Source organism: Embleya sp. NPDC020886 (genome assembly GCF_044333915.1).
Classification (GTDB): Bacteria; Actinomycetota; Actinomycetes; order Streptomycetales; family Streptomycetaceae; genus Embleya.
Genome location: NZ_JBIRRX010000004.1, coordinates 120,555 through 140,798, shown reverse-complemented (window position 1 = coordinate 140,798; position 20,244 = coordinate 120,555). Strand labels below are relative to the sequence as shown.

At 71.0% G+C, this 20,244-nt stretch carries 22 protein-coding genes and 2 tRNA genes; 13 read left to right on the top strand and 11 right to left on the bottom strand.

Going from position 1 to position 20,244, the window contains the following annotated elements; all coding sequences use genetic code 11:
• The first annotated feature begins 79 nt into the window (after positions 1-79).
• Positions 80-153, top strand: a tRNA-Lys gene (locus tag ACH4U8_RS15670).
• Between the two features lie 82 nt (positions 154-235).
• Here ACH4U8_RS15670 and ACH4U8_RS15665 read toward each other — a convergent pair.
• Together ACH4U8_RS15665 and ACH4U8_RS15660 are read right to left on the bottom strand one after the other, a co-directional pair.
• On the bottom strand, positions 236-1,261 hold the full coding sequence (locus tag ACH4U8_RS15665) for a DUF4328 domain-containing protein (protein WP_395778341.1): 1,026 nt from the start codon (positions 1,259-1,261) through the stop codon (positions 236-238).
• A 201-nt stretch (positions 1,262-1,462) separates the two neighbouring features.
• On the bottom strand, positions 1,463-2,284 hold the full coding sequence (locus tag ACH4U8_RS15660; RefSeq protein WP_395778339.1) for a polysaccharide deacetylase family protein: 822 nt from the start codon (positions 2,282-2,284) through the stop codon (positions 1,463-1,465).
• 110 nt (positions 2,285-2,394) lie between these two features.
• Here ACH4U8_RS15660 and ACH4U8_RS15655 point away from each other — a divergent pair, with 110 nt between their 5' ends.
• From ACH4U8_RS15655 to ACH4U8_RS15640, 4 genes are all read left to right on the top strand, one after another.
• Positions 2,395-2,967, top strand: a complete 573-nt coding sequence (locus ACH4U8_RS15655) for a hypothetical protein (RefSeq protein ID WP_360307492.1) — start codon at positions 2,395-2,397, stop codon at positions 2,965-2,967.
• Positions 2,964-3,653: a two-component system response regulator CseB gene (gene cseB / locus ACH4U8_RS15650; RefSeq protein ID WP_395778337.1), complete on the top strand. Its 690-nt coding sequence runs from the start codon at positions 2,964-2,966 to the stop codon at positions 3,651-3,653. Before ACH4U8_RS15655 ends, cseB begins: the two co-directional genes overlap by 4 nt.
• Entirely contained in the window at positions 3,650-4,864 is a 1,215-nt protein-coding gene (locus ACH4U8_RS15645) for a sensor histidine kinase (protein WP_395778335.1), read from the top strand. Before cseB ends, ACH4U8_RS15645 begins: the two co-directional genes overlap by 4 nt.
• 126 nt (positions 4,865-4,990) lie before the next feature.
• Positions 4,991-5,602: an NTP transferase domain-containing protein gene (locus ACH4U8_RS15640; protein ID WP_395778333.1), complete on the top strand. Its 612-nt coding sequence runs from the start codon at positions 4,991-4,993 to the stop codon at positions 5,600-5,602.
• Positions 5,603-5,677: 75 nt separating this feature from the next.
• On the opposite strand, the gene ACH4U8_RS15635 is transcribed toward ACH4U8_RS15640, so the two are convergent.
• Positions 5,678-6,208, bottom strand: coding sequence for a cell division protein SepF (locus ACH4U8_RS15635; RefSeq protein WP_360307480.1), 531 nt, complete (start codon positions 6,206-6,208; stop codon positions 5,678-5,680).
• Between the two features lie 378 nt (positions 6,209-6,586).
• Here ACH4U8_RS15635 and ACH4U8_RS15630 point away from each other — a divergent pair, with 378 nt between their 5' ends.
• The 4 genes from ACH4U8_RS15630 (at position 6,587) to ACH4U8_RS15615 (ending at position 11,214) form a co-directional block, all read left to right on the top strand.
• The gene (locus tag ACH4U8_RS15630; protein ID WP_395778331.1) at positions 6,587-7,333 is read left to right on the top strand and encodes a hypothetical protein; all 747 of its coding nucleotides are present in this window, start codon (positions 6,587-6,589) and stop codon (positions 7,331-7,333) included.
• 64 nt (positions 7,334-7,397) lie between these two features.
• Complete coding sequence (locus tag ACH4U8_RS15625; protein ID WP_395778329.1) at positions 7,398-9,986, top strand: PQQ-binding-like beta-propeller repeat protein; 2,589 nt, start codon at positions 7,398-7,400, stop codon at positions 9,984-9,986.
• Between the two features lie 212 nt (positions 9,987-10,198).
• Entirely contained in the window at positions 10,199-10,639 is a 441-nt protein-coding gene (locus tag ACH4U8_RS15620; protein WP_360307471.1) for a DUF6325 family protein, read from the top strand.
• A 113-nt stretch (positions 10,640-10,752) separates the two neighbouring features.
• On the top strand, positions 10,753-11,214 hold the full coding sequence (locus ACH4U8_RS15615; RefSeq protein WP_360307469.1) for a hypothetical protein: 462 nt from the start codon (positions 10,753-10,755) through the stop codon (positions 11,212-11,214).
• A gap of 73 nt (positions 11,215-11,287) precedes the next feature.
• On the opposite strand, the gene ACH4U8_RS15610 is transcribed toward ACH4U8_RS15615, so the two are convergent.
• Positions 11,288-11,614 carry a rhodanese-like domain-containing protein gene (locus ACH4U8_RS15610; RefSeq protein WP_395778327.1) on the bottom strand — a complete coding sequence of 109 codons (327 nt, stop codon included), beginning with the start codon at positions 11,612-11,614 and terminating at the stop codon, positions 11,288-11,290.
• Between the two features lie 43 nt (positions 11,615-11,657).
• Between ACH4U8_RS15610 and ACH4U8_RS15605 the strand changes: the two genes are divergently transcribed.
• Positions 11,658-12,290 (top strand): TetR/AcrR family transcriptional regulator, encoded by a 633-nt coding sequence (locus ACH4U8_RS15605; RefSeq protein WP_395778325.1) that lies wholly within the window; start codon positions 11,658-11,660, stop codon positions 12,288-12,290.
• A 42-nt stretch (positions 12,291-12,332) separates the two neighbouring features.
• Here ACH4U8_RS15605 and ACH4U8_RS15600 read toward each other — a convergent pair whose 3' ends face one another.
• The 4 genes from ACH4U8_RS15600 to ACH4U8_RS15585 all read right to left on the bottom strand — a co-directional run bounded on the left by ACH4U8_RS15600 (position 12,333) and on the right by ACH4U8_RS15585 (position 15,251).
• Positions 12,333-12,986 carry a hypothetical protein gene (locus tag ACH4U8_RS15600; protein ID WP_395778323.1) on the bottom strand — a complete coding sequence of 218 codons (654 nt, stop codon included), beginning with the start codon at positions 12,984-12,986 and terminating at the stop codon, positions 12,333-12,335.
• A gap of 138 nt (positions 12,987-13,124) precedes the next feature.
• Positions 13,125-14,354 carry an MFS transporter gene (locus ACH4U8_RS15595; protein WP_395778321.1) on the bottom strand — a complete coding sequence of 410 codons (1,230 nt, stop codon included), beginning with the start codon at positions 14,352-14,354 and terminating at the stop codon, positions 13,125-13,127.
• Between the two features lie 58 nt (positions 14,355-14,412).
• On the bottom strand, positions 14,413-14,841 hold the full coding sequence (locus ACH4U8_RS15590; RefSeq protein WP_395778319.1) for a MarR family winged helix-turn-helix transcriptional regulator: 429 nt from the start codon (positions 14,839-14,841) through the stop codon (positions 14,413-14,415).
• Positions 14,841-15,251 (bottom strand): SRPBCC family protein, encoded by a 411-nt coding sequence (locus ACH4U8_RS15585; RefSeq protein WP_395778317.1) that lies wholly within the window; start codon positions 15,249-15,251, stop codon positions 14,841-14,843. The genes ACH4U8_RS15590 and ACH4U8_RS15585 overlap by 1 nt, the downstream gene beginning before the upstream one ends.
• 196 nt (positions 15,252-15,447) lie before the next feature.
• Between ACH4U8_RS15585 and gndA the strand changes: the two genes are divergently transcribed.
• A complete protein-coding gene (gene gndA / locus ACH4U8_RS15580) occupies positions 15,448-16,884 on the top strand; it encodes an NADP-dependent phosphogluconate dehydrogenase (protein WP_395778888.1) in 1,437 nt (478 codons plus the stop codon).
• A 61-nt stretch (positions 16,885-16,945) separates the two neighbouring features.
• On the opposite strand, the gene ACH4U8_RS15575 is transcribed toward gndA, so the two are convergent.
• From ACH4U8_RS15575 to ACH4U8_RS15565, 3 genes are all read right to left on the bottom strand, one after another.
• Positions 16,946-17,476, bottom strand: coding sequence for a hypothetical protein (locus tag ACH4U8_RS15575; protein WP_379987625.1), 531 nt, complete (start codon positions 17,474-17,476; stop codon positions 16,946-16,948).
• 136 nt (positions 17,477-17,612) lie between these two features.
• Positions 17,613-17,696 (bottom strand) — tRNA-Leu (locus ACH4U8_RS15570).
• A gap of 179 nt (positions 17,697-17,875) precedes the next feature.
• Positions 17,876-18,424, bottom strand: a complete 549-nt coding sequence (locus ACH4U8_RS15565; protein WP_395778886.1) for a TetR/AcrR family transcriptional regulator — start codon at positions 18,422-18,424, stop codon at positions 17,876-17,878.
• A 34-nt stretch (positions 18,425-18,458) separates the two neighbouring features.
• Between ACH4U8_RS15565 and ACH4U8_RS15560 the strand changes: the two genes are divergently transcribed.
• Both ACH4U8_RS15560 and ACH4U8_RS15555 read left to right on the top strand, forming a co-directional pair.
• Positions 18,459-18,596, top strand: coding sequence for a hypothetical protein (locus tag ACH4U8_RS15560; protein ID WP_360307449.1), 138 nt, complete (start codon positions 18,459-18,461; stop codon positions 18,594-18,596).
• 120 nt (positions 18,597-18,716) lie between these two features.
• The gene (locus tag ACH4U8_RS15555; protein ID WP_395778315.1) at positions 18,717-20,189 is read left to right on the top strand and encodes a purine-cytosine permease family protein; all 1,473 of its coding nucleotides are present in this window, start codon (positions 18,717-18,719) and stop codon (positions 20,187-20,189) included.
• The last annotated feature ends 55 nt before the right edge of the window (positions 20,190-20,244 follow it).

The window sequence follows — 20,244 nt, the reverse complement described above, 5'->3', positions numbered from 1 at the left end:
ACCGATGGTGAGAGCGCTCCGGCCGGAAAACCCGGGTGAGAGCGCCCCCGAACATCGGGTAGTATTTCTCTCGCAGCAAGCGCCGCTAGCTCAGTTGGTTAGAGCAGCTGACTCTTAATCAGCGGGTCCGGGGTTCGAGTCCCTGGCGGCGCACAGCGGCAACACCGAGAAGGGCCCCCGGTTTCCGGCGGGCCCTTCTCGCCGTTCCGCACCGCACGGGGGCCGGTGGCGGTTCTCAGTCCTTGCGCAGTTCGTAGCGCATGGACTGGTCCGGGTCGCCCAACTCGGTGATCAGCCGCGGGTGTGCGCGCGCGCCGCGGGGCCGAAGGCCATCCAGGTAGAACTCCGGCAGGGCCGGCGGGGATTGCGAGCCGGCGGCGGGCTGCGTGGTCAACGTGAGAGTGCCCTCGTCGTACGTCCAACGGCCCTCCCCCGACCAGCGCTCGGCGATCGGCACGGGCAGGTGCTCCGGGTGGTTCTCCTGCCAGTCCCGGCCGGGCAGGCCGTTGGCGACGAATCGTCCGTCGGCGGTCAGGGTCACCCGGCCGCCGCCCGCGTCGTGCCAGGTGCCGACGAACTCGTCGTGGGACAGCGTGACCGAGAGCGGGCCGGTGGCCACGTACACCGTGCCGACCCAACACATCGGGAGGGCGCCGAGGCAACACACGACGACGACCGCGGGAGTGGTGAAGTCGAGCCCGTTCCGGCGCAGTTCCGCCCAGCTGCGGTCGGCCGGGGGCTCCGCACGAAGGGCGTGTTGGGCCCGGGTCAGCGCGAGGACCAGGACGATCGCGGCGACCGCGGCGCCCACCGCCGCGGCGCGGAAGGTCGCGTCGGCGCCGATCACCCAGGAGTCGGCGCCGCGGCCGTCGGAGTCCGCGAACAGGCCCATCCCGACCGACGTCCACCAGGCCGCCCACATCCCGATCCACAACGTCCACCACACCCGCAGCACGACCCGTAACCGCGCGCCGCCCGCGCAGCCGGCGACGATCGCCCGCATCAGGCCGTAGGGGGCCCAGCACTGGTGGAACGGGATCAGCCAGGGCGCGACGGGGGACCGGGTCAGTTCCGGGGAGAGTCCGCCCGGCCGAAACAGGGCCCGGGACCGCATGGTGGCCACCCAGGCCAGGAACGGCACGCCCGCGACGGCGATCCCGACGATCCATCGCGGTCCGTCGTCCCCGTCGTACTGGCGACCCGTCAGGACCTCCCGGAAGCCGAGCACGTGATCACCGGCGACCACGACCAGCGTGAGCACCGTGAGCAGCGCCCACCGTCGCGCCCCGGGCAGCGGGCGAGGCGGTCGCGGCCCCTGGGCCGCCGCCCCCGGTATCGACGCACGTGCCCCACTCGACCCACTCGTCCCGCTCCGCATCGCACAGCCCCTCCACGGTGGCGCCCCCGCCCGGGCACGTTGTGCCCACACTCGCACGCGAGCCCGCCGGCCGGTGGCGCGGCGCTACTTCAGGTAGTCCTCCAACAACGCGGGGGTGAGGCCGGCGGCCCGGGTCCGATCGACGAAGGACCGGATGTCCGCCTTGAATTCCTTGCGGAAGTGCATCAGCACGATGTCGCCCGGCCGGAGCCGGTCCCCGACGGCGAATTGCATTTCGCCGTTCCGGATCTCGGCGCTCCAATGCACGACGCGCTCGATGCCGCAATCGCCCGCCGCACGCATCGTGTTCTCGTCGTGGTTTCCGTACGGCGGGCGCAGCAGCGTCGGGCGCTTGCCGAAGGCACGTTCGTAGGCGTCGGACGTGCCGCAGATCTGGTTCTTTTGCACGTCGTACGACTTGCCCTGGAGATTGGGGTGGTCCAGGGTGTGATTCTCGATCGCCCCGCCGGTCTCGTCGCGCATCCGCCGGAAGAACTCCGCGTCCTGCTTCGCGTATTGATCGGTCAGGAACAGCGTCGGCCGGATCCCCGCCTCGCGCAGCACCCGAATCATCTCCGGGTCCTTGTACGCCCCGTCGTCGATGGTCAGGAACGCGACCTTGTCCTGGGTCGATATGCGATAGAGCGGCTTTTCCGGCAGCGGTCGCGGAATCGGCTTCGCGGCTATCTGCGCCGTCGTCGGCGCGGTCCCGGCCGCCTGCGGCGACTTCTGTCCCAGGGTGTCGGCGTCGGCGGCGACCAAGCCGGTGATCGCGACCGCGACGAGCAGGGGCACGGCGAGGAGCGCGCTGCGACGCAGGGTGCGATTCCGGCGGTTCTCGGGCGTGTCGAGCAGGCCCGTGGGGTCGTCGTTCCTCGGGGTGCCGGAGTCGTCTGCGAAGGTCATGACGGCGACGCTAATCGGCGCCGCCCATCCGGTTGCCCGCGTCGTCGTTGCGGGTGGCCGTCGGTCATCCGTAGATCGTGTAACAGGGCCCGACGGGTAGGATCGGTCGGATGTCGGTGAAACGTGGCGTTCCGCTGGTTCTATTGCTGTTTGCCCTGATCACCGGGTGCGCGGTGGACTCCGGTGTGCGGGTCGCGGGCAAGCCGGACCCGGTCGGCATACCCCTGGCCCCGGCCCCCTCCGGCGCCGGCCTGAGCATCGACCCGGTCCGCGTCCTGCGCGAGGACTCGGGGGTGAACGCCAAGGTCAAGGCGGCCCTGACGCCGTCCTGCGGCACGTCCTATCCGGTGGTCGCGCAATACCTGAACGCACCCGGAACGAGCGGGCCGCCGGTGCCCATCGCCGTGGTGTCGGTGTTCCAGTGCGGTGCCGAGACCTGCACGGTGCGCCGGGACGTGGCCGCGTACGTCTACCGGCTCTTCGAGGACGGGCGCACCGAGCGGGTGTTCGATTCCGAGGAGCCCGGCAGCCGGATCGAGATCGGCAAGCAGATGCTGGTACTGCAACTGCCGGTGTACCAGGGCAGCGAACCCGCGGTCTGCCCGTTCGGCGAACACGGGGTCGGACTGCGCTGGGACGGCTCGGAGTTCGTCGAGGACGTCGATGGAAAGGCTGTGTCGTGAGCAAACCGCACGTGCTCCTGGTCGAGGACGACGAGGTCATCCGCGAGGCGACCCAGCTCAATCTGGAACGCGACGGCTTTCGGGTGAGCACCGCCGCCGACGGCGAGGCGGGCCTCGCGGTGTTCCGGGCCGAGGGGCCGGACCTCGCCCTGCTGGACGTGATGTTGCCGCTGATGAACGGGATCAGCCTGTGTCGGCGGATCCGCGCGGAGAGCCTGATCCCGGTGATCATGGTGTCCGCCCGCGACGACCCGATCGACATCGTGGTCGGGCTGGAGGCGGGCGCCGACGACTACGTCACCAAGCCGTTCGACACCGTCGTCCTGCTGGCCCGCATCCGGGCCCTGCTGCGCCGCGCGCAACGCGCCGCGGGTCCGGACCAGGACCCGGGACCGCTGCGCTTCGGGGACCTGGAGATCGACCCCGACGGGGTGCAGGTGCGCCGCAACGGCAAGGTGCTGGCCCTGACGCCGACCGAGATGAAGCTGCTGTTGCGGTTCGCCGAGTCGCCGGGCACGGTGCTCGGTCGGGAGACCCTGCTCGAAGGCGTGTGGGAGTACGCGTGGGGCGGGGACACACGCGTGGTGGATGTGCACGTACAGCGGCTGCGCAACAAGATCGGCGCGCACCGGATCGAGACGGTGCGCGGTTTCGGCTACAAGTTGCGGGCCGGGTCGACCGGGTGAGCCTGCGTTGGCGCATCTCCGCGGTGGTCACGGTGGTCAGCGTGGCGGTCGCCCTCGCGCTGAGCCTGACCGTGCACTTCGCGTTCGCGTACAAGCAGGCGGACGAGGCGCGCAAGCTCCAGGTCGACCGGATCGACCTGGCCCTGCGCGAGTTCGCCCGGACCGGGCAGCCGACCTTCGGCAGCCGGGTGGACGATCCCGCGCTGCCCGGGGCGCTGCGGGTCGCGGTGCGCGACGGCGATCGGGCCACCCAGTTGTCCGACGGGTGGATCTGGGCGGCGGTCGGGGTGGACGGGCACGTGTTGTCGCTGCGCTCCAGCTATCGGGACCGGACCAGCGATCTGGCCTCGCTGGACCGGGTCCTGGTGCTGGGCGCGGTGTGCGTGGTGGTGTGCGGCGCCGCGGCGGGCGTGCTGATCGGAGCGCGGCTGTCGCGCCGACTGCGCCGGGCGGCGGACGCGGCTCGGCGGGTCGCGGCCGGCGAGCGCTCGATCCGGGTCCGGGCGGCGATCGGTGGCAGCAATCGGGACGAGGCCGCCGAACTGGCCACCGCGATGGACGCGATGGCGGACACGCTGCAGGCCCGGTTGGACGCCGAGCGCCGGGTCACCGCCGACATCGCGCACGAGTTGCGCACCCCGCTGACCGGGTTGAGCGCCGCCGCCGACCTGCTGCCCACCGATCGACCGGGCGAGTTGGTCCGGGATCGGGTCCGGGCGCTGCGCTCGCTGGTCGAGGACGTGCTGGAGGTCGCCCGGTTGGACACCGCGACCCAGCGCGCGGATCTGACCGAGGTGGCGCTGGGTGCGTTCGCCGCCCGGCGTGTGGCCACGATCGCGCCCGCGGCCGAGGTGCGGGTGGCGGACGACGAGGTGGTGATCACCGACCCCCGGCGGCTGGAACGCATCCTGGCGAACCTGCTGACCAACGCGACCAAGCACGGGCTGGCGCCGGTGGTGGTCGAGGTGGACGGGCCGCGCATCCGGGTTCGGGACGCGGGACCGGGTTTCCCGGCCACGCTGCTCCGCGAGGGGCCCAGCAGGTTTCGCAAGGGCACGGACGACCGGGCGGTGGGTGGGCACGGGCTGGGGTTGACCATCGCGATGGGCCAGGCGGCGGTACTGGGCGCGTCGTTGACGCTGGCCAATCCGGAATCGGGCGGGGCGGTGGCGGAGTTGACCCTGCCGTCGGGGGCGTCGGCCGCGCCGTGAGGGCGGGTCGCCTCGGACGGGCGGCTCGCGTTCGGGCGGGTGTGTGCCCGCATCGTGCGGAGGGCTCGCCCGCGTTGTGCGGAGGGCTCGCGTCATGGGGGCGCGGCCCGGCGCTCCCCCGGGCGAATGACAGCGAAGAAGGAGTGTCGCGTGGGTCCTGTGGTCGGTTTGTTGTTGGCCGCCGGTGGTGGGCGCCGGCTCGGCGGGCGGGCCAAGGCCCGGTTGCCGCATCGGGGGCGGCCGTTGGTCGAGTTCGGCATCGGCGAGTTGTTGCGCGGCGGTTGTGACCGGGTCGTCGTGGTGCTCGGCGCCGAGGCCGACGCCGTGCTGGCCGAGGCGGACCTGGCCCGCGCCGTCGTGGTCCGCAACGACGACTGGGCGAGCGGCATGGGTTCCTCGCTCGCCGCCGGCATCGCCGCCCTGCCCACCGACGCCGAGGCGGTCGTGGTCACCCTGGTGGACATGCCCGGCGTGGGCGCCGCGGCCGTCGCGCGCCTGATCGCCGCGGCCGCCGGGCCCGAGGACCTGATCGCGGCGGGCTACACCGGCCGGCGCGGCCATCCGGTGTTGTTCGGCCGCGCGTGGTGGGCCGAATTGGCCCGTACCGCCGAAGGCGACGTCGGCGCCCGAACCCTGCTCGCCGCCCAGCACGCCCGGGTCCGGCTGATCGAATGCGCGGACATCGCCGACCCGTTCGACATCGACACACCCGCCGACCTGGACCGGCTCGCCCCCTGAACGCCGTACGGACCCGGGCCACCCGGCCCGGGTCCGTACGAAGTCTCGTGTGCTCGGCACCACCCGAGCCCGGTGCTATGCCTGGTTGAAGAACCCGTCGTGGTTCTGCTGCGACGGATCGCCCGTCAGCAGGCGGGCGTCGGCCGGCATCAGCAGGAACACCCGCTTCGCCAGTCGCTCGATCGCACCTCGGCGGCCGAAGGTCAGCCCCGAGGCGAAGTCGACCACCCGCTTGGCGTCCGACTCGTCCATCGACGTCAGGTCGATCACGACCGGAATGTCCTGCCGGAAGTACTCACCGATCGCCCGTGCCTCGTGGTAGCTCTTCGGGTGCACGACGGCGATCCGCGTGCTCGGCCGAGCCGGCGTCTCCGAGGCGGCTGCCCGCGCGGCGAACACCTCCGACGCCGGCACCACGCTGCCCTCCAAGGCGCGCGAACGCGACTCCTCGGGCTCGTCGTCGTAGACCCAGCGCGACCCCGTGTCGTCGTCTTCCGCGTCGTATGTACCGGTCTCGTAGGCACCCGCGCCGGTGCGGTACAGGTCGTCGTCCACGTCCCCCGAACCGATCCCGAGCCACGAGCCGGCCTTGCGCAATGCGCCCATGGGCACCTCCGCGTCCGCTCGTCCCGGCCCCGTCCGGGCTATCTCGTCATCCTCCACTCGACCGAACTGTATGCGAGTGCCGGGCCTGGTGCGTCGAACGACGCGCCTATAAACGGACAGATCATCCAACCGACCTCGAACGGGCGTACCCAGTGCGGCTTCTGACGCCATTTGAGGTCTTTATCCGCGCATTTCGAAGCGAACCGCATCGAAATTCCGGGCGCGTCGTTCGAACACGATAACTCGAACGGATGTACGAATACCCGAATTCCACGAACCGCGGCCGGTCGGGGACGGACACGGACGCACCGGCACGGACCTCTACCGGTGGACCGGGGACAGGTCGCACACTCGGATGCGACATCTTCGGAGGTGAGCATGGATTCGCCTTTCCGCATCGTGCGGCCCCCTCGTCCGCTCGAAGAGCCGTATCCCTCGCGGGCCCGCATCAACGAACAGGTGGGCGCGGTCTGGGAGTGGGGGATGCGCGAGGATCCCGCGGCGGCCGTCCGGCTCTACCACCACCTCGGCGAGGTCGCGAGTCGGGTGCTCGGCAGCACCGACCGCGACACGCTCAACATCCGCCGGGCCTATACGCACTTCGTCGGTCTGGACGGCGATCCCCGGCGCGCCGCCCAATTATTGGCCGGCCTGATCCCGGTCGCCGCGCAACACCTGGGCCCCGGCGACTGGGTCACCCTGGACATGCGGCTGTGTCACGCCCGGTTCACCGGCGAGGGCGGCGAACCACCGCGCGCGGTGGCGCTGTTCACCCAGCTCGCGGCGGACATGACGCACGCGCTGGGCGCCGAGGCGGAGAGCACCCTGACCGCGCGCAGCTTCCAGGCCCGGTTCACCGGCGAATCCGGCGACCCGCTCCGGGCCGCCGCGATGTACGGCGCGCTCGCCCTGGACTCGATCCGGATCCTGGGCGCCGATTGCCTGGAATCGCTGGTCGCCCGGGCGGGACACGCGGTCAATCGCGGCCTCGCGGGCCATCGTGGCGAGGCCCTGGCCCTGTACGGACCGCTGGTCGCCGACTTCGCCCGAGTACTGGGTCCCGATCATCCCGAGACCCGTCAAACCCAGGTCTGGCAACAGTATTTCCGAGGGGGAAGCAGCTGATTCCCGTTCCCCGACGGCGGTTGAGGTGGCCTCTCCTGAACGACCGGAACGGGGAACGGTGGTCATGGAAGCACTGCGCGACGGGGATCCGACGCGGCTCGGGCCGTATCGGCTGCGCGGCCGGTTGGGTGAGGGCGGGATGGGCGAGGTCTTCCTCGGCACGTCCCCGAGCGGGGTTCGGGTCGCGGTCAAGACCGTGCGTCCGGAGTTCGCGACCGACCACGGCTTCCGGGACCGGTTCCGGCGCGAGATAGACCTCGCCCGGCGGGTGGACAGCGCCTGGACCGCGCCGATCGCCGAGGCCGACCCGGATGCGCAACCGCCGTGGCTGGCCACCGAATACCTGACCGGGCTGTCGTTGTCCGAAGTGATCGCCCGGTACGGTCCCCTGCCCTCGGGCGCGGTGCGCGTGCTGGGGGCGCAGTTGGCCGAGGCGTTGATGGCGATCCACCGCGCGGGCCTGATCCATCGCGACCTCAAGCCGTCCAACGTCGTGCTCGGTCGGGATCGGCTGCGGGTGATCGACTTCGGCATCTCCCGTGCGGTGGACGACGGCGGCCAGGGACTGACCGGAACCGGACGGGTGGTCGGATCGCCCGCCTTCATGTCGCCGGAGCAGGCGGGCGGGCGCACGCTCGGGCCGGCGAGCGACGTGTTCTCGCTCGGTTCGGTACTGGTGTACGCGGCCACCGGACACGGGCCGTTCCATCGGGATCCGCCGGTGCCGCAGTTGCAGATGATGTGGCGGGTGCTGCGCGACGAACCGGCGCTGGACGAAGTACCGGACATCATCCGGAACTTGCTCGCCGAGTGCCTGGACAAGGAGCCGACCCGGCGACCCGAGCCGATCGCCGTGCTGGAGCGCTGTCTGGGCGGCGACGAACCGCCGTCCACCACATCGTGGTTGCCGGCCGGGCTCGCGGCCGAGCTGGAGCGGCGCCACCTGCACGATCCGGCGGCGCCGGTCGAGGTGACAAGCGAGATGCCGGAGCCGCCGGCTCGGACCCCGGTCGGCGGAACGGACGACGGCGCATCCACCGCGACGAGCCGGCCGGCATCGGGCGGTTCGAACGGCACGGGCGGATCGGGCGCGCTTGGTGGGCCGGGCGGGCCCGGTGAGCTGCCGCAGCCGAGCCTGCCGCCGACCGTCGGCAGCCCGGATCCGCCGCTCGGGAAGCGGGCGTTGGCCCGCCGCACCTTCCTGTTCGGCGGCGGCGCCATCGCCGTGGCCGCGGCGGGTGGCGGCATCGGCTGGATGTTGATGGGCGACGAGGCGGATCCGGGCAAACGGGTGTGGACGTATCCGGCCGGCGCCGCCGCCGGTTGCGCACTGAGCGTGCAGGGCGACCTCGTCTACCACGTCGCCGAAGGCGTGGGCGGCGGCAAGGGCCAGGTCACCGCGATCGACGCGGAGTCCGGCAAACAGGTCTGGCGCAAAGCCACCGCGGGCAGTTCGGTGTCCGCGCCGCTGACCACGAAGAAGCACGTGTTCGTCGTCTCCTGGACGGTGAACACCACGGCATCGGTCCCGGAGCCGTCCCAGCCCTCGACCTGCGTCGTGCACGCGTTCGACCCGATCAACGGCGAACAACGCTGGGTCCTGGAGTACGCGGCCCGCTGGGTCAACCTGCCGGCGGCCCTGGACGGCGAATTGTTGTACCTGGGCGTCGCCGAGGAGAACTCGTTCTCCACCGGCCCCGGCCGGATCGTCGCGATCGACGCGACCACCCACCGGGAGGTGTGGAAGGCGGACATGTCCAGGGACACCGGTTTGCCGGCCACGCCGGTGTTCGCCAACGGTCTGGTCTACGTGTTCGCCGAGCCTCGGAACAGCTCGAACCCGGCGGTGATCCGCGCCTACGACCGCAGCGGTACGCCCGGGTGGGAGATCCCGTTCAAGGACTGCCCGTGGGGTCGCGACGTGGTGCCGGCCGGCGACCGGGTGCTCGCGCTGGTGACCTCGGGTCGGAGCAACGGCCAGTACACCTGGCAGCGCTACGCCCGCGACGCGACCACCGGCGCCGCGGTCTGGGGCCCGATCCCGGTCAAGGGCGGAGCCACCGGCGGTCTCACGCTCGCCGGCGACACCGCGTTCCTGGTCTACGAGGGGGCCGACGACACGGCCCGGTCGGGTGTGGTGGCGGTGGATCCGCTCATCGGCGCACAGGTGTGGAAGTACGAGATGGAGACCCGCAACGTCAGCGGGATCACCCGGGTGGGCGACACCGTCTACGTCGCGAGCCACCCCTCCGAGGCGCAGGCCGGCGTACCGCCCACCGCCTCGGGCACCGCGCCGCCCACGAACGGGCCGGCCACGTCGGTGGCCAAGGGCGCGGTTCACGCCCTGGAGGCAAAGACCGGCAATCTCGTCTGGAAGCGCGAAATGCCGTCCCGCGGCGCGCTGGAGACACCGGTCGTGGCGGACGGCAAGGTGTACGTCGCGATGGACGCGACGTCGAGCAATGCGAGTGGCGACGACGCCGCGCACCTGTTCGCGCTGACGGAGAAGACCGGCGAACCGGCCTGGCAGGTCGTCCTGCCGGCGCCGGTGTCGTCCCGGGTGGTGTCGGCGAAGGGCAACGTCTACCTCGGGCAATGGCAGCGTCCGGACACCCCGAAGCCGGAGGCATCGGTGGTCGCGTACGAGGGGTGAGCCCGGAGGGGGCTCGGGCGGGCGGCCCGGGTGGGCGCTCGGACGGGCGGGCGGTCGCGCGGCTCGCGCGGCCCGGCTCGGGCGGGCCACACATGAATGGGCGCGAAGCGGGAACGGGAACGAAGTTGTGGGCGGATCGCCCACTCCGCCCCCGCACATCCCCTGCACATTCCTTCCCCTCCCTCCCCTCCCCCTCCCCGAGACGAGGAAGCATGGCCGAGTTGGGACCTGTCGACGCCATCGTGTTGGGCTTTCCGGGCCAGCGGCTGACCTCGTCCGTGCTGGAAGCGTTCGAGTCGGTCGAGGAGCGCGGCGACGTGCGGTTGATCGACGCGATGATCGTGGTCAAGGACATCGCGGGCGAGGTGAGCAGCCACGAGGTCAGCGAGTTCGAGGGGCTGCGCGACATGGCGGCGGAGTTGGCCGCGCGCGAGATGTTGGGGCTGGCCGGGGACGAGGACGCCGACCAGATCGGGCAGGTCATGCCGCCCGACTCGCTCGTGGTGGTGCTGTTCGTGGAGAACATCTGGGCCCGCGAGGTGGCGACCCGAATCCGCGATTCGGGCGGCCGGTTGCTCTCCTACACCCGGTTGCCGCAGTCCGTACTGGACGACGCCGAGGAAGCGCTGGCCGGGACACCCGACGGCACCTGAAGAAAACGAATCGATTCCCGAATGGCAAAGTAGGGCAAAGTATCGCAACCCACCCTACCGGTTGGCCGTCTCCACCAATGCAAGGGCACATCCCCAAGCAAGCGGAGGTCGACATGACCACCAACATTCGCCGCACGGCCGCCATCACCCTGGCCGCCGGACTCCTCCTCACCGCCGGCGCCGCCGCTCCGGCACTCGCCGCGGAGGGCTCCCCGCCCGGCGTGACCCAGACCCGACAGATCGGCGTCGTGGAGAAGGTGACCGCCTTCTACGACCAATACCTCTCGGCCGTCAACGGCACCAACCCGAACATGAACCCGACCGAGGTCCGCAACGAATTCCTCACCCCCGACCTCAACGCCCGCCTGGACCAGTGGGCCGAGGAGCACGGGGCCGACCCCGTCTTCCGCGCCCAGAACACCCCCCAGAGCCGCGACGTCCGCTACGAAGGCAGCGGCGCCGGCAGCGCCACGGTGATCGTCACCGAACACTTCGGCGACTCCACCATCGACGTCTGGTACCAAGTCCCCCTCGCCGGCGGCCGAATCACCGACCTGACGGACGCCCCGCAGTAGGCCGACGTCGGATCGAACCGAGGGAGGGTCGAGGTGATTCGCCTCGGCCCTCCCTCTTCGCGCCCCGCCCGAATCAGGCCGATTCGGTCGGGAGGCTCGCGGCGGTCCAGTCCTCGATGCCCTCGGCGTACTTGCGGATGTTGGTGTAGCCCAGACGCGTCAGCCGGTCGGCGACTTGGCCGCTGTTCGGGCAGGCGGTGTTCGAGCAGTACGTGACGATCGCCGCGTCGCGGTCGGGCAGGAGGGTCGGGGCGAGGGTGTCGACCTCGTCCCGGACCAGGGCGAGCGCGCCGGGCAGGTGCTGCTTGGCCCAGTACTCCCCGCCGAGCGCGTCGACGACGGTCACGGTGCCGGCGGCGATCTCGGCGCGCAGTTCGTCCCGGGTGATGAGCGCGGTCATGGCGGTGCCTCCACCTCACAGAGAATCGGACTATAGTCCGCTTGTGCCAAGAGACGCTAACGGACCGCAGTCCGCTTCCGCAATCCCCCTGGACCTCCTCCGCACCCCACCCCCCAAGGAACGCGCCGACGCCGCCCGCAACCGAGCCGCAGTCCTGGAAGCCGCCGCACGGCTCTTCGCCGAACACGGCGTCGCAGCGGTATCGATGGACCAGGTGGCAACGGCGGCCGGAGTCGGCAAGGGCACGCTGTTCCGCCGCTTCGGCGACAAGTCCGGCCTGGCCGCGGCGCTCCTGGACACCCGGGAGCGGGTCCTGCAGGAGGCGATCCTGCACGGCCCGCCACCCCTGGGCCCGGGAGCCCCGGCGGCGGAACGCCTCCCCGCGTTCGTCGACGCCTACCTCGACTACCTACTGGAACACCTGGACCTGATCCGCATGTCGGAAACCGCCTCCCCCGGCGCCCGCTACCGCATCGGCGCGTACCGCTTCTGGCACCGCCACGTGACGATCCTGCTGGACGCGACGACCCCCGACCCGGAACACACGGCCCACACACTCCTGGCACCCCTGGCAGCCGAACACGTCACCGCCCTGCTCCCGGAACTGGGCCCGAAACGAATCCGCACGGGTGCGATCCGGTCGGCTCGCGCCGCAGCGCGCCCCGAGCACCGCTGACGGGCCCGCCGGCGCTGCGGCCGCTCCCGGCGATCCGCAGCGTCAGCGACCGACCCCCGTCGCGGAGTGCACCCGCCAACTCTCCTCGTATGGGATCCGCGTGCCCGGCGTGCCCCCCGTGTCGAGATGCGCGAGCAGACTTTCGACGTACCGGCTTTCCCCGTCCGTGCGCATCGGGGCGATCTTCGCGCCGGAGAACTTGCGCACGACGCTCGCATCGGCGTCCGTCCACAGGCGGTCGACGGCCAGCGCCAAGCGGTCGAGAAGGTACTCGAACGTCCGGTGGGAGAACTGCAGTTCCGACCCCGCAGGCGGTTCGAGGCTGGGGTGGGCCGTGAAACCGCGCAGCTTGACCAGGGCGTCGGACTCGGGAACGGACTCACCCTCCGCGACCGTCTCCAGGTTCTCCAGATGGTTCAGCCCATTGCGCAACCGCTGCGTGACGCCCTGTTCGGTGCGCTCCGAGACGCATCGCCCGACGAGTTCGGCCCCGTCGAGCGACAGCGACGCGGCGGCGAGGTACTGCCCCTGCGTCACCAACAAGCCTGCCGACGCGATGTATTCGCGCAGCACGCCGGCGGTGTACAGGTACTTGCAGCCGTACGGCGGTATCCCGTACCGCGCGGAGACCGGCGCCCAGACCTCGGCCTCACCCCGCGGCAACGCGTGCCGGGTACGGCGAATCGATGACTTCATGGCCACATGGGTACCGGTGCGCACAACCCTCGGACAACCGGATTTCTCCGCATGGCGTCCCGACCGAGTATGCGACGGACGTTCTCGGTGTCGGTCGCGAGTTGTCCGTCGAGTACACGCTCGACCGAGGATCCGGGGTCAGTCGCCGGCGGGCCTTGGCACGGGTGGGGTCGGTTGGGTGGTGGGCTTTGCCGGTTGCCGGCGGAACAGGACCGGGGCGGCGGCCAGGGAGGCCAACAGGGTGCCGGCGCCCGCCAGTTGCAGGGCGCCCGCGCCGCCGAGGGAGGTTGCCGTCGGGCCGCCCAGGGCCGTGCCGGTCAGGTTCGCGGCGTTGAGGGCCGCGCTGGAGGAGGCGAAGGCGCGGCCTCGGGTTTCCCGTGGAACGCGGGCGTGGATCAGGTTGCGGATGGCCAGGTTCTGGAGGGTGTTGGCCACGCCCGTCAGGACGAAGGCGACGAAGGCGACGGCGAGGATCGGTACGGTCGCGCTGACGAACAGGGCCCCGCCCATCATCGCCCCGGCGCCGGCCAGGACCCGGGGTTGCCAGGCCAACGGGATGCGCGCGGCCAGGAACGCGGCGGCGAGGAGCATGCCGACGGTGTGGCCGGTGACCAGCCACCCGTAACCCGCGTCCGAGGCGCCCAGATCGTCCCGGATGAAGAAGACCCGCGCCACGTTCAGCATCGCGGTGAACACGATCGCGGTCGCCAGCGCCGGGATCGCCACCCGCAACAACCGGTCGCCGCCGAGCACGCCGACCCCCTGGCGCACCTGGCCGAGCCACCCGAGTCGAGCGTCGCCGGCGGCCGGCTCGCGGCGGATCCGCAGGACGACGAACACCGCGGCCACCACCGCGAAGGACCCCGCGTTGCCCAGCAGAACGGCCCGATCACCGACCACGGCGACCAGCACCCCGGCCAGGGCCGGCCCCGCCACGTTGCCGACCGAGCGAAACGTCTCCAGGCGCGCGAACCCTCGGGTCGTGTCCGCGTCGCCCACGATCTCGGGTACCAGGAGCTGAAGCGTCGGCGAGACCACCGCCAAACCGGCGCCCAGCAGTGCCAGCAGCACGATGGTGGCCACGACGTCCGTGGTGAACGCCAACCCGAGCGCCACCACCGCCTGGAGCCCGGTCACCGTCACCACCAGCCGACCACTCTCCACCCGATCCGGCAACGGACCCGCCAACGGCCCGACCACGACGATCGGCAACACGCTCGCGATCACCAACGCCGAGATCACCACCCCGGACCGTCCTTGATCGTGTAATCGCAGGGTCAACACGACCATGGCCATCTGGTCGCCCATCGAGGACAACCCGTAGGCGGCGGCCACCACGGAGAGCACGACGTTCGCATTCCGACTCATCCCGCGATGCTGCCGGCCGCAACGGCCGGTCGGCACCCGCGAAATACCCCCGGTCGACTCAGGATTCGGGGTGGGCCAGCGGCCGGAGCAGGGCCACCGCGTCGTCGACGGCGACCGGCTCGAAGAAGCGCGCGTCGGCCTGTTCGACGGCGGCGATGGCACGCGGAGCCAGCTCGGCGCCGGTGTCGGTGACCCGTAGCCGTTTGGCGCGGGTGTCGGCCGGGTCGACCTCGCGTTCGATCAATCCCTTGCCCTCCAGGGTGCGCAGGACCTGTGAGGTCATCTTCACGTCGGTGCCGGCCTGGCGTGCGAGGGCGAGCTGGTTGGGCTGTTCGTCGCGCGTGTTGAACCACCAGGTGCAGGCCAGCAGGACGAACTGCACGTGGGTGAGGCCGAGGGGCGTGAGGGCCGCGGCGATGTCGCGCTGCCAGCGCAGCGTGGCATGCCAGAGCAGGAAGCCGGGGCTTTCGGCGGGACCGAGAGCCATCAGGCAAGCGCCAGTTCGACCAGCGCGGCCATGGTGGCGGGCCAGTCGGAGGTGATCGCCGGGCCGATTTCGGGACCGACGACGTCGGCTGCGGCGCCGGTGATCTCCATCCGGTACACCACCCGGGTGCGCCCGGTGTCGCCCCGGTCGAGCCGGTGGGTGGTACGCAGCACCAGACCCTCGATCCGGGCCTCGTCCACGAACAGTTCACCGGCCTTCACCTCGGCGACGCCCAGCCGCACCGGATCCTGCCCGGACGGCGTCATCACGATCTCGGCGCCCACCGCGAACGGTCCGCTGATCGTGATGCTCTCGATGTCGGCGTTCCAGGCTCCCCAGTTCTCCACATCGGTCCACAGTCGCCAGATCGCCTCGGGCGCGGCATCCGTCTCGACATCGTGCTCGTACATCCACATGAAGGGTCTCCGCGGTCCGACGGGCAAAACCATCAACGCAGAGATTATCTATGCACAGACTATCTGTCCATCCACCTCCTCGCGCCCGAGCCGGCCGGCGTGTTGCCGGTGGGGATCAACCGCGGACGCGGACGATGTTGTCGCAGTGATCAAGGTGATCCACCCGCACGAACAGCAGGAGTTGACCAACATGGCGGAGCGAGCCCGTATCGGTGTGACCGGCCTGGCCGTGATGGGGCGCAACCTGGCCCGCAACTTCGCGCGGCACGGGCACACCGTCGCCGTGCACAACCGGACCTCGGCCAAGACCCGGGCGTTGGTCGACGAGTTCGGCGACGAGGGCACCTTCCTGCCCGCCGACACCGCCGAGGAGTTCGTCGCACTACTGGAGCCGCCTCGGCGGCTGGTGATCATGGTCAAGGCCGGTGCGCCCACCGACGCGGTGATCGACGAGTTCGCCGCGCTGCTCGAACCCGGCGACATGATCGTCGACGGCGGCAACGCGCACTTCGCCGACACCCGCCGGCGCGAGGCCGCGCTGCGCGAGCGCGGGATCCACTTCGTCGGCTCCGGGATCTCCGGCGGCGAGGAGGGCGCGCTGCTCGGCCCGAGCATCATGCCGGGCGGCTCCCCCGAGTCGTATGCCGCGCTCGGCCCGATCCTGGAGGACATCGCCGCGAAGGTCGACGGTGTGCCGTGTTGCGCGCACATGGGCCCGGACGGCGCCGGTCACTTCGTCAAGATGGTGCACAACGGCATCGAGTACGCCGACATGCAGCTGATCGCCGAGGCGTACGACCTGCTCGATCGCGCGCTGGGGTGGCAACCCGCCCGGACCGCCGAGGTGTTCCGGACCTGGAACTCCGGCCGGCTGGAGTCCTACCTGATCGAGATCACCGCCGAGGTACTCGCGCACACCGACGCGGCCACCGGCCGGGCGTTCGTCGACGTGGTCCAGGACCGGGCCGAGCAGAAGGGCACCGGCCGATGGACCGTGCAGACCGCGCTGGACCTCGGTGTTCCGGTCAGCGGTATCGCCGAGGCGGTGTTCGCCCGGTCGTTGTCCGGACACGCCGACCTGCGCGCGGCGGCCCGGGAGTTGCCCGGTCCGACCCGCACCACGCTCGACGCGGACGCGGCCGACCGCTTCGCCGACGACGTCGAGCAGGCGCTGTACGCGTCCAAGATCGTGGCGTACGCGCAGGGCATCCATCAGATCGAGGCAGGCAGTGCCGAATACGACTGGTCGATCGATCCCGGTAAGGTCGCCGAGATCTGGCGTGGCGGCTGCATCATCCGGGCCCGCTTCCTGAATCGCATCCGGGAGGCGTACGACGCCGACCGCAAGCCCGACTCGCTGCTGACCGCCGACTACTTCCGAAACGCGATCGCCGGCGCCCAGGACGCCTGGCGTCGGGTGGTCGTCACCGCCGCCGAACTGGGCATCCCCACCCCGGGCTTCGCCGCCGCGCTGTCCTACTACGACGGCCTGCGCTCGCCCCGCCTGCCGGCCGCGCTGATCCAGGGGCAGCGGGACTACTTCGGTGCGCACACCTACCGCCGGGTGGACCGCGAGGGTTCCTTCCACACCGAGTGGTCCGGCGACCGCACCGAGCACTCGGTCTGATCGAGGGCGGAGCCGGCCACCGGCAGCGGCCACCACACGGCCGCTGCCGGTCCGGATCACCTCACTCCCAGCGCCCCGCCAGCAACCGCGTCATCGCGCCCGTCAACGACCCGCGCAACTGTCGACGCACCGGCGGCGTCAGGTGCCGCAGCCACAGATGCGCCGCCCGCTCACCCATCAGCCCCACGCACAACAGCGGATCCTCGAACAGGAACGCCGGCGCGTGCCAGCTCACGCACACGTTCGGATCGGGGTCCACGGCCGGCACCCGCCGGATGCCCACCGCGGCCAGCCCGGTGGCACAGAGCAGACAGCAGCCCCCGCCGACCTCCATCGCGGTGTCCGTGAACTCGCCCGATTCCAAAGGCAGTCCGTGCATCCGGGCCTGCTGGAGGCAATCCATCTCGGCGTGCAGCCCGCGCTTGGGCGAGCCCTCGAAAATCCGCCGGCCGAAGCTCATCACACAGTCCGCGTCGGGCTTGGCCGGCACCGCCCGCCCGAGCGTCTCGACCCGCCCCTCGGCGGCCCGCACCCACCCCACCCAGTCACCGGCGATCTTCGGCACGATCATCTCGGCGGGCGGTGTCTGCACCCGGCCGCCGGAAACCTTCGGACAGTACTCGCAGTGCATGGCGCCTCCCCAGGGACGACATGCCGCAAGCTAGCGTGCGCGGGGTCGAACCCGCCAGCATAAGACCGGCCGACAATCACCGGAAAACCACCACTTGTGCGGCCGAAGGGACTCGAACCCTCATATCCTCTCGGACGGCAGGACCTAAACCTGCTGCGTCAACCAATTGCGCCACGGCCGCGCGACCGACCTGCGCGACAACGCCCCGAGGTCGACCACGCCTCATGCTAGTGCCCACCGGATCGACCGGCCGGCATATATCCCCCCACGACCAACCATCCGGCCGAGCCCGAGCCGACGTCGAGTCGACCTCGAAGTCGTTCCCGAGCCGCACCCGCGGTGGCCCGCGACGCCCGTCCCTCAGCGGATCAGCCGCCCGGTCGCCCGCCGCGCCAGCGCCAACGCGCTCTCCCGAGTCGTCCCGCCCAGTCCGAGCACCGTGCGCGTACTCAGCCCCTCCAACAGCGCGAGCAACTCCGAGGCGACCGCGTCCGGATCGTCGATCAGCAATACCTTGCGCTCCGCACCCCGGGTCAGGACGGTGACCAGGTCGGCGTGCCAGCCGAGGTCGATCTCGTCCTGCGCGACCCGCAGTTCCACGTTGCCGGCCGTCCTGGCCCACAGCTCCAGCCACAACATCCAGCGCGGATCGCGCGGGCCGACCGGCAGGTACAGGCCCAGGAACAGGTCGAGCTTGCGATCGGCCGCGACCCGGCGCGCGAGCAGCCGGGCACGCTCCTCGCCCAACCGCTCCTCACTCCAGCGCAGCGCGGCCAGCAACAACCGATCCTTGCTGCCGAAGTAGTACAGGATGTGCCCGCCACTGGTGCCCAGGCGCTCCGCGAGACCGGACATGGTCAGCTTGGCCAGGCCGTGCTCGGCGATCGCCGTTATGGCCTCCTCGAGCATCCGATCCTGGGCGATCCGACCGTCGCTCCGCCGCGTGGCCACCACCGACACCCGCCTTTCGATCGCGCGGCCGACCCACGACCCGCTCGCGCAAGGGCTCGACCCTATCCCGCCGGCCACGCCGACCTTGAACGACGGTCAAATTCTGGTCGGGTTCGCCACGAACTCTTGACACCTTCCTTGCTCGCAGCGCACCTTGAGTGGCGTTCAAAGTTCTTGAATGCCATTCAAGCTTCCGGTTCGGCCCGAACGCCCACGAAGGCCGCACCGCACACCATGAGGAGGAGGTCCGGTGACCCTGCCCCGCACGGACTCCACGAGCGGCGCGGCAAGCGGCGACGCATCCGCCGCCCCGCGCACCACCCCCGCCGCCGACCCGCCCGGCTTCGGCCGGGGGGTCGCCTCCGACGAGCTCTTCCAGGTGGAGACCCGCGGGATCGACCCGATCCCGGACGACGAACGACACGGCAGCGCCAAGGACGTCTTCTGGCTCTGGTTCGGCTCGAACCTGTCGTTCACGTTCGTCATCAACGGCACCCTCGCGGTGATGTTCGGCCTCTCCTTCTGGGCCGCCATCGCCGTGGTGGTGGTCACCGGTCTGTCCTTCTTCGCGGTCGGTGCGCTCGGCCTGGCCGGGGTCCGCACCGGCACCGCGACGCTGGTGATCTCGCGCGCCGCGTTCGGCGTACACGGCAACTTCCCGGCCGGCCTGCTGAACTGGGTGGTCGGCATCGGATACACCATCCTCAACACCGTGGTCGGCACCTTCGCGCTCGAAGGGCTGTTCGCCAAGCTCGGCTGGGCCGGCGGCGACCTCGCCCGGGTGGTCGCGCTCGCGATCACCCTCTCGCTCACCTTCGCCGTGGCGATGTGGGGGCACGCCACCGTGCAGGCCGCCGAACGCTGGATGGCCTACGTGCTGGGCATCGGCTTCGGCCTGCTGATCCTGTTCGTGGTCCCGGGCCTGGAGACCGGAGCCGCGCCGGAGACCTCGAACAGCTTCCACGCGATCTCGCTCGCCGTGCTCGTCCTGGTCGCCGGCCCGATCTCCTACCTGCCGATGCCCTCGGACTACACCCGTTATCTGCCCCGGGACACCTCGCTGCGCTCGATCACCCTGTGGGGCGCGGCCGGCGGGATGCTCTCCTCGGTGCTGCTCGGCGTGGTCGGCGTGGCCGCCGCCACCCAGGCGGACATGACCGACCCGGTGGCCGGTGTCGCCGACCTGGTGCCGAACTGGTTCGAGGCGCTGTTCCTGCTGCTCGTGGTGGGCGGCTCGATCACCAACTCGATCCTGACCCTGTACTCCTCCAGCCTGAACCTCCAGGTGCTCGGCATCCCGTGGTCGCGCTCCAAGGGCATCCTGGTCAGCACCGCGTGCATCCTGGTCGGCTCGTTGTGGGCGCTGTTCAACGGCAACTTCACCGACAACCTGACCAGCTTCCTGTCCGTGCTCGTGGTGGTGTTCGCGCCGTGGGGCGGGGTGTTCATCGCGGACACGCTGATGCGCCGCTGCCGCTACGACGCCGACGGCCTGCACGACCTGCGCGGCGGCGCCTACCGGTATCGCGGCGGTTTCCACCCCGCCGGGATGATCGCGCTCGCCGCCGGCATCGTCTTCGCCTGCCTGACCGCCGAGTCCGCGCTGTGGACCGGCGCACTGGTGGAGACCTTCGACGGCGACTTCACCCTGCTGGGCGCGGTCGTCTCCGGCGGCCTGTACTGGCTGCTCGCCCGCCGCGAACCGCAATTCGCCGAGCGCTGACCGACCCCGAAACCAACCACCCCGCACCACGTTTCCGCGCCACCCCCCTGGAGTC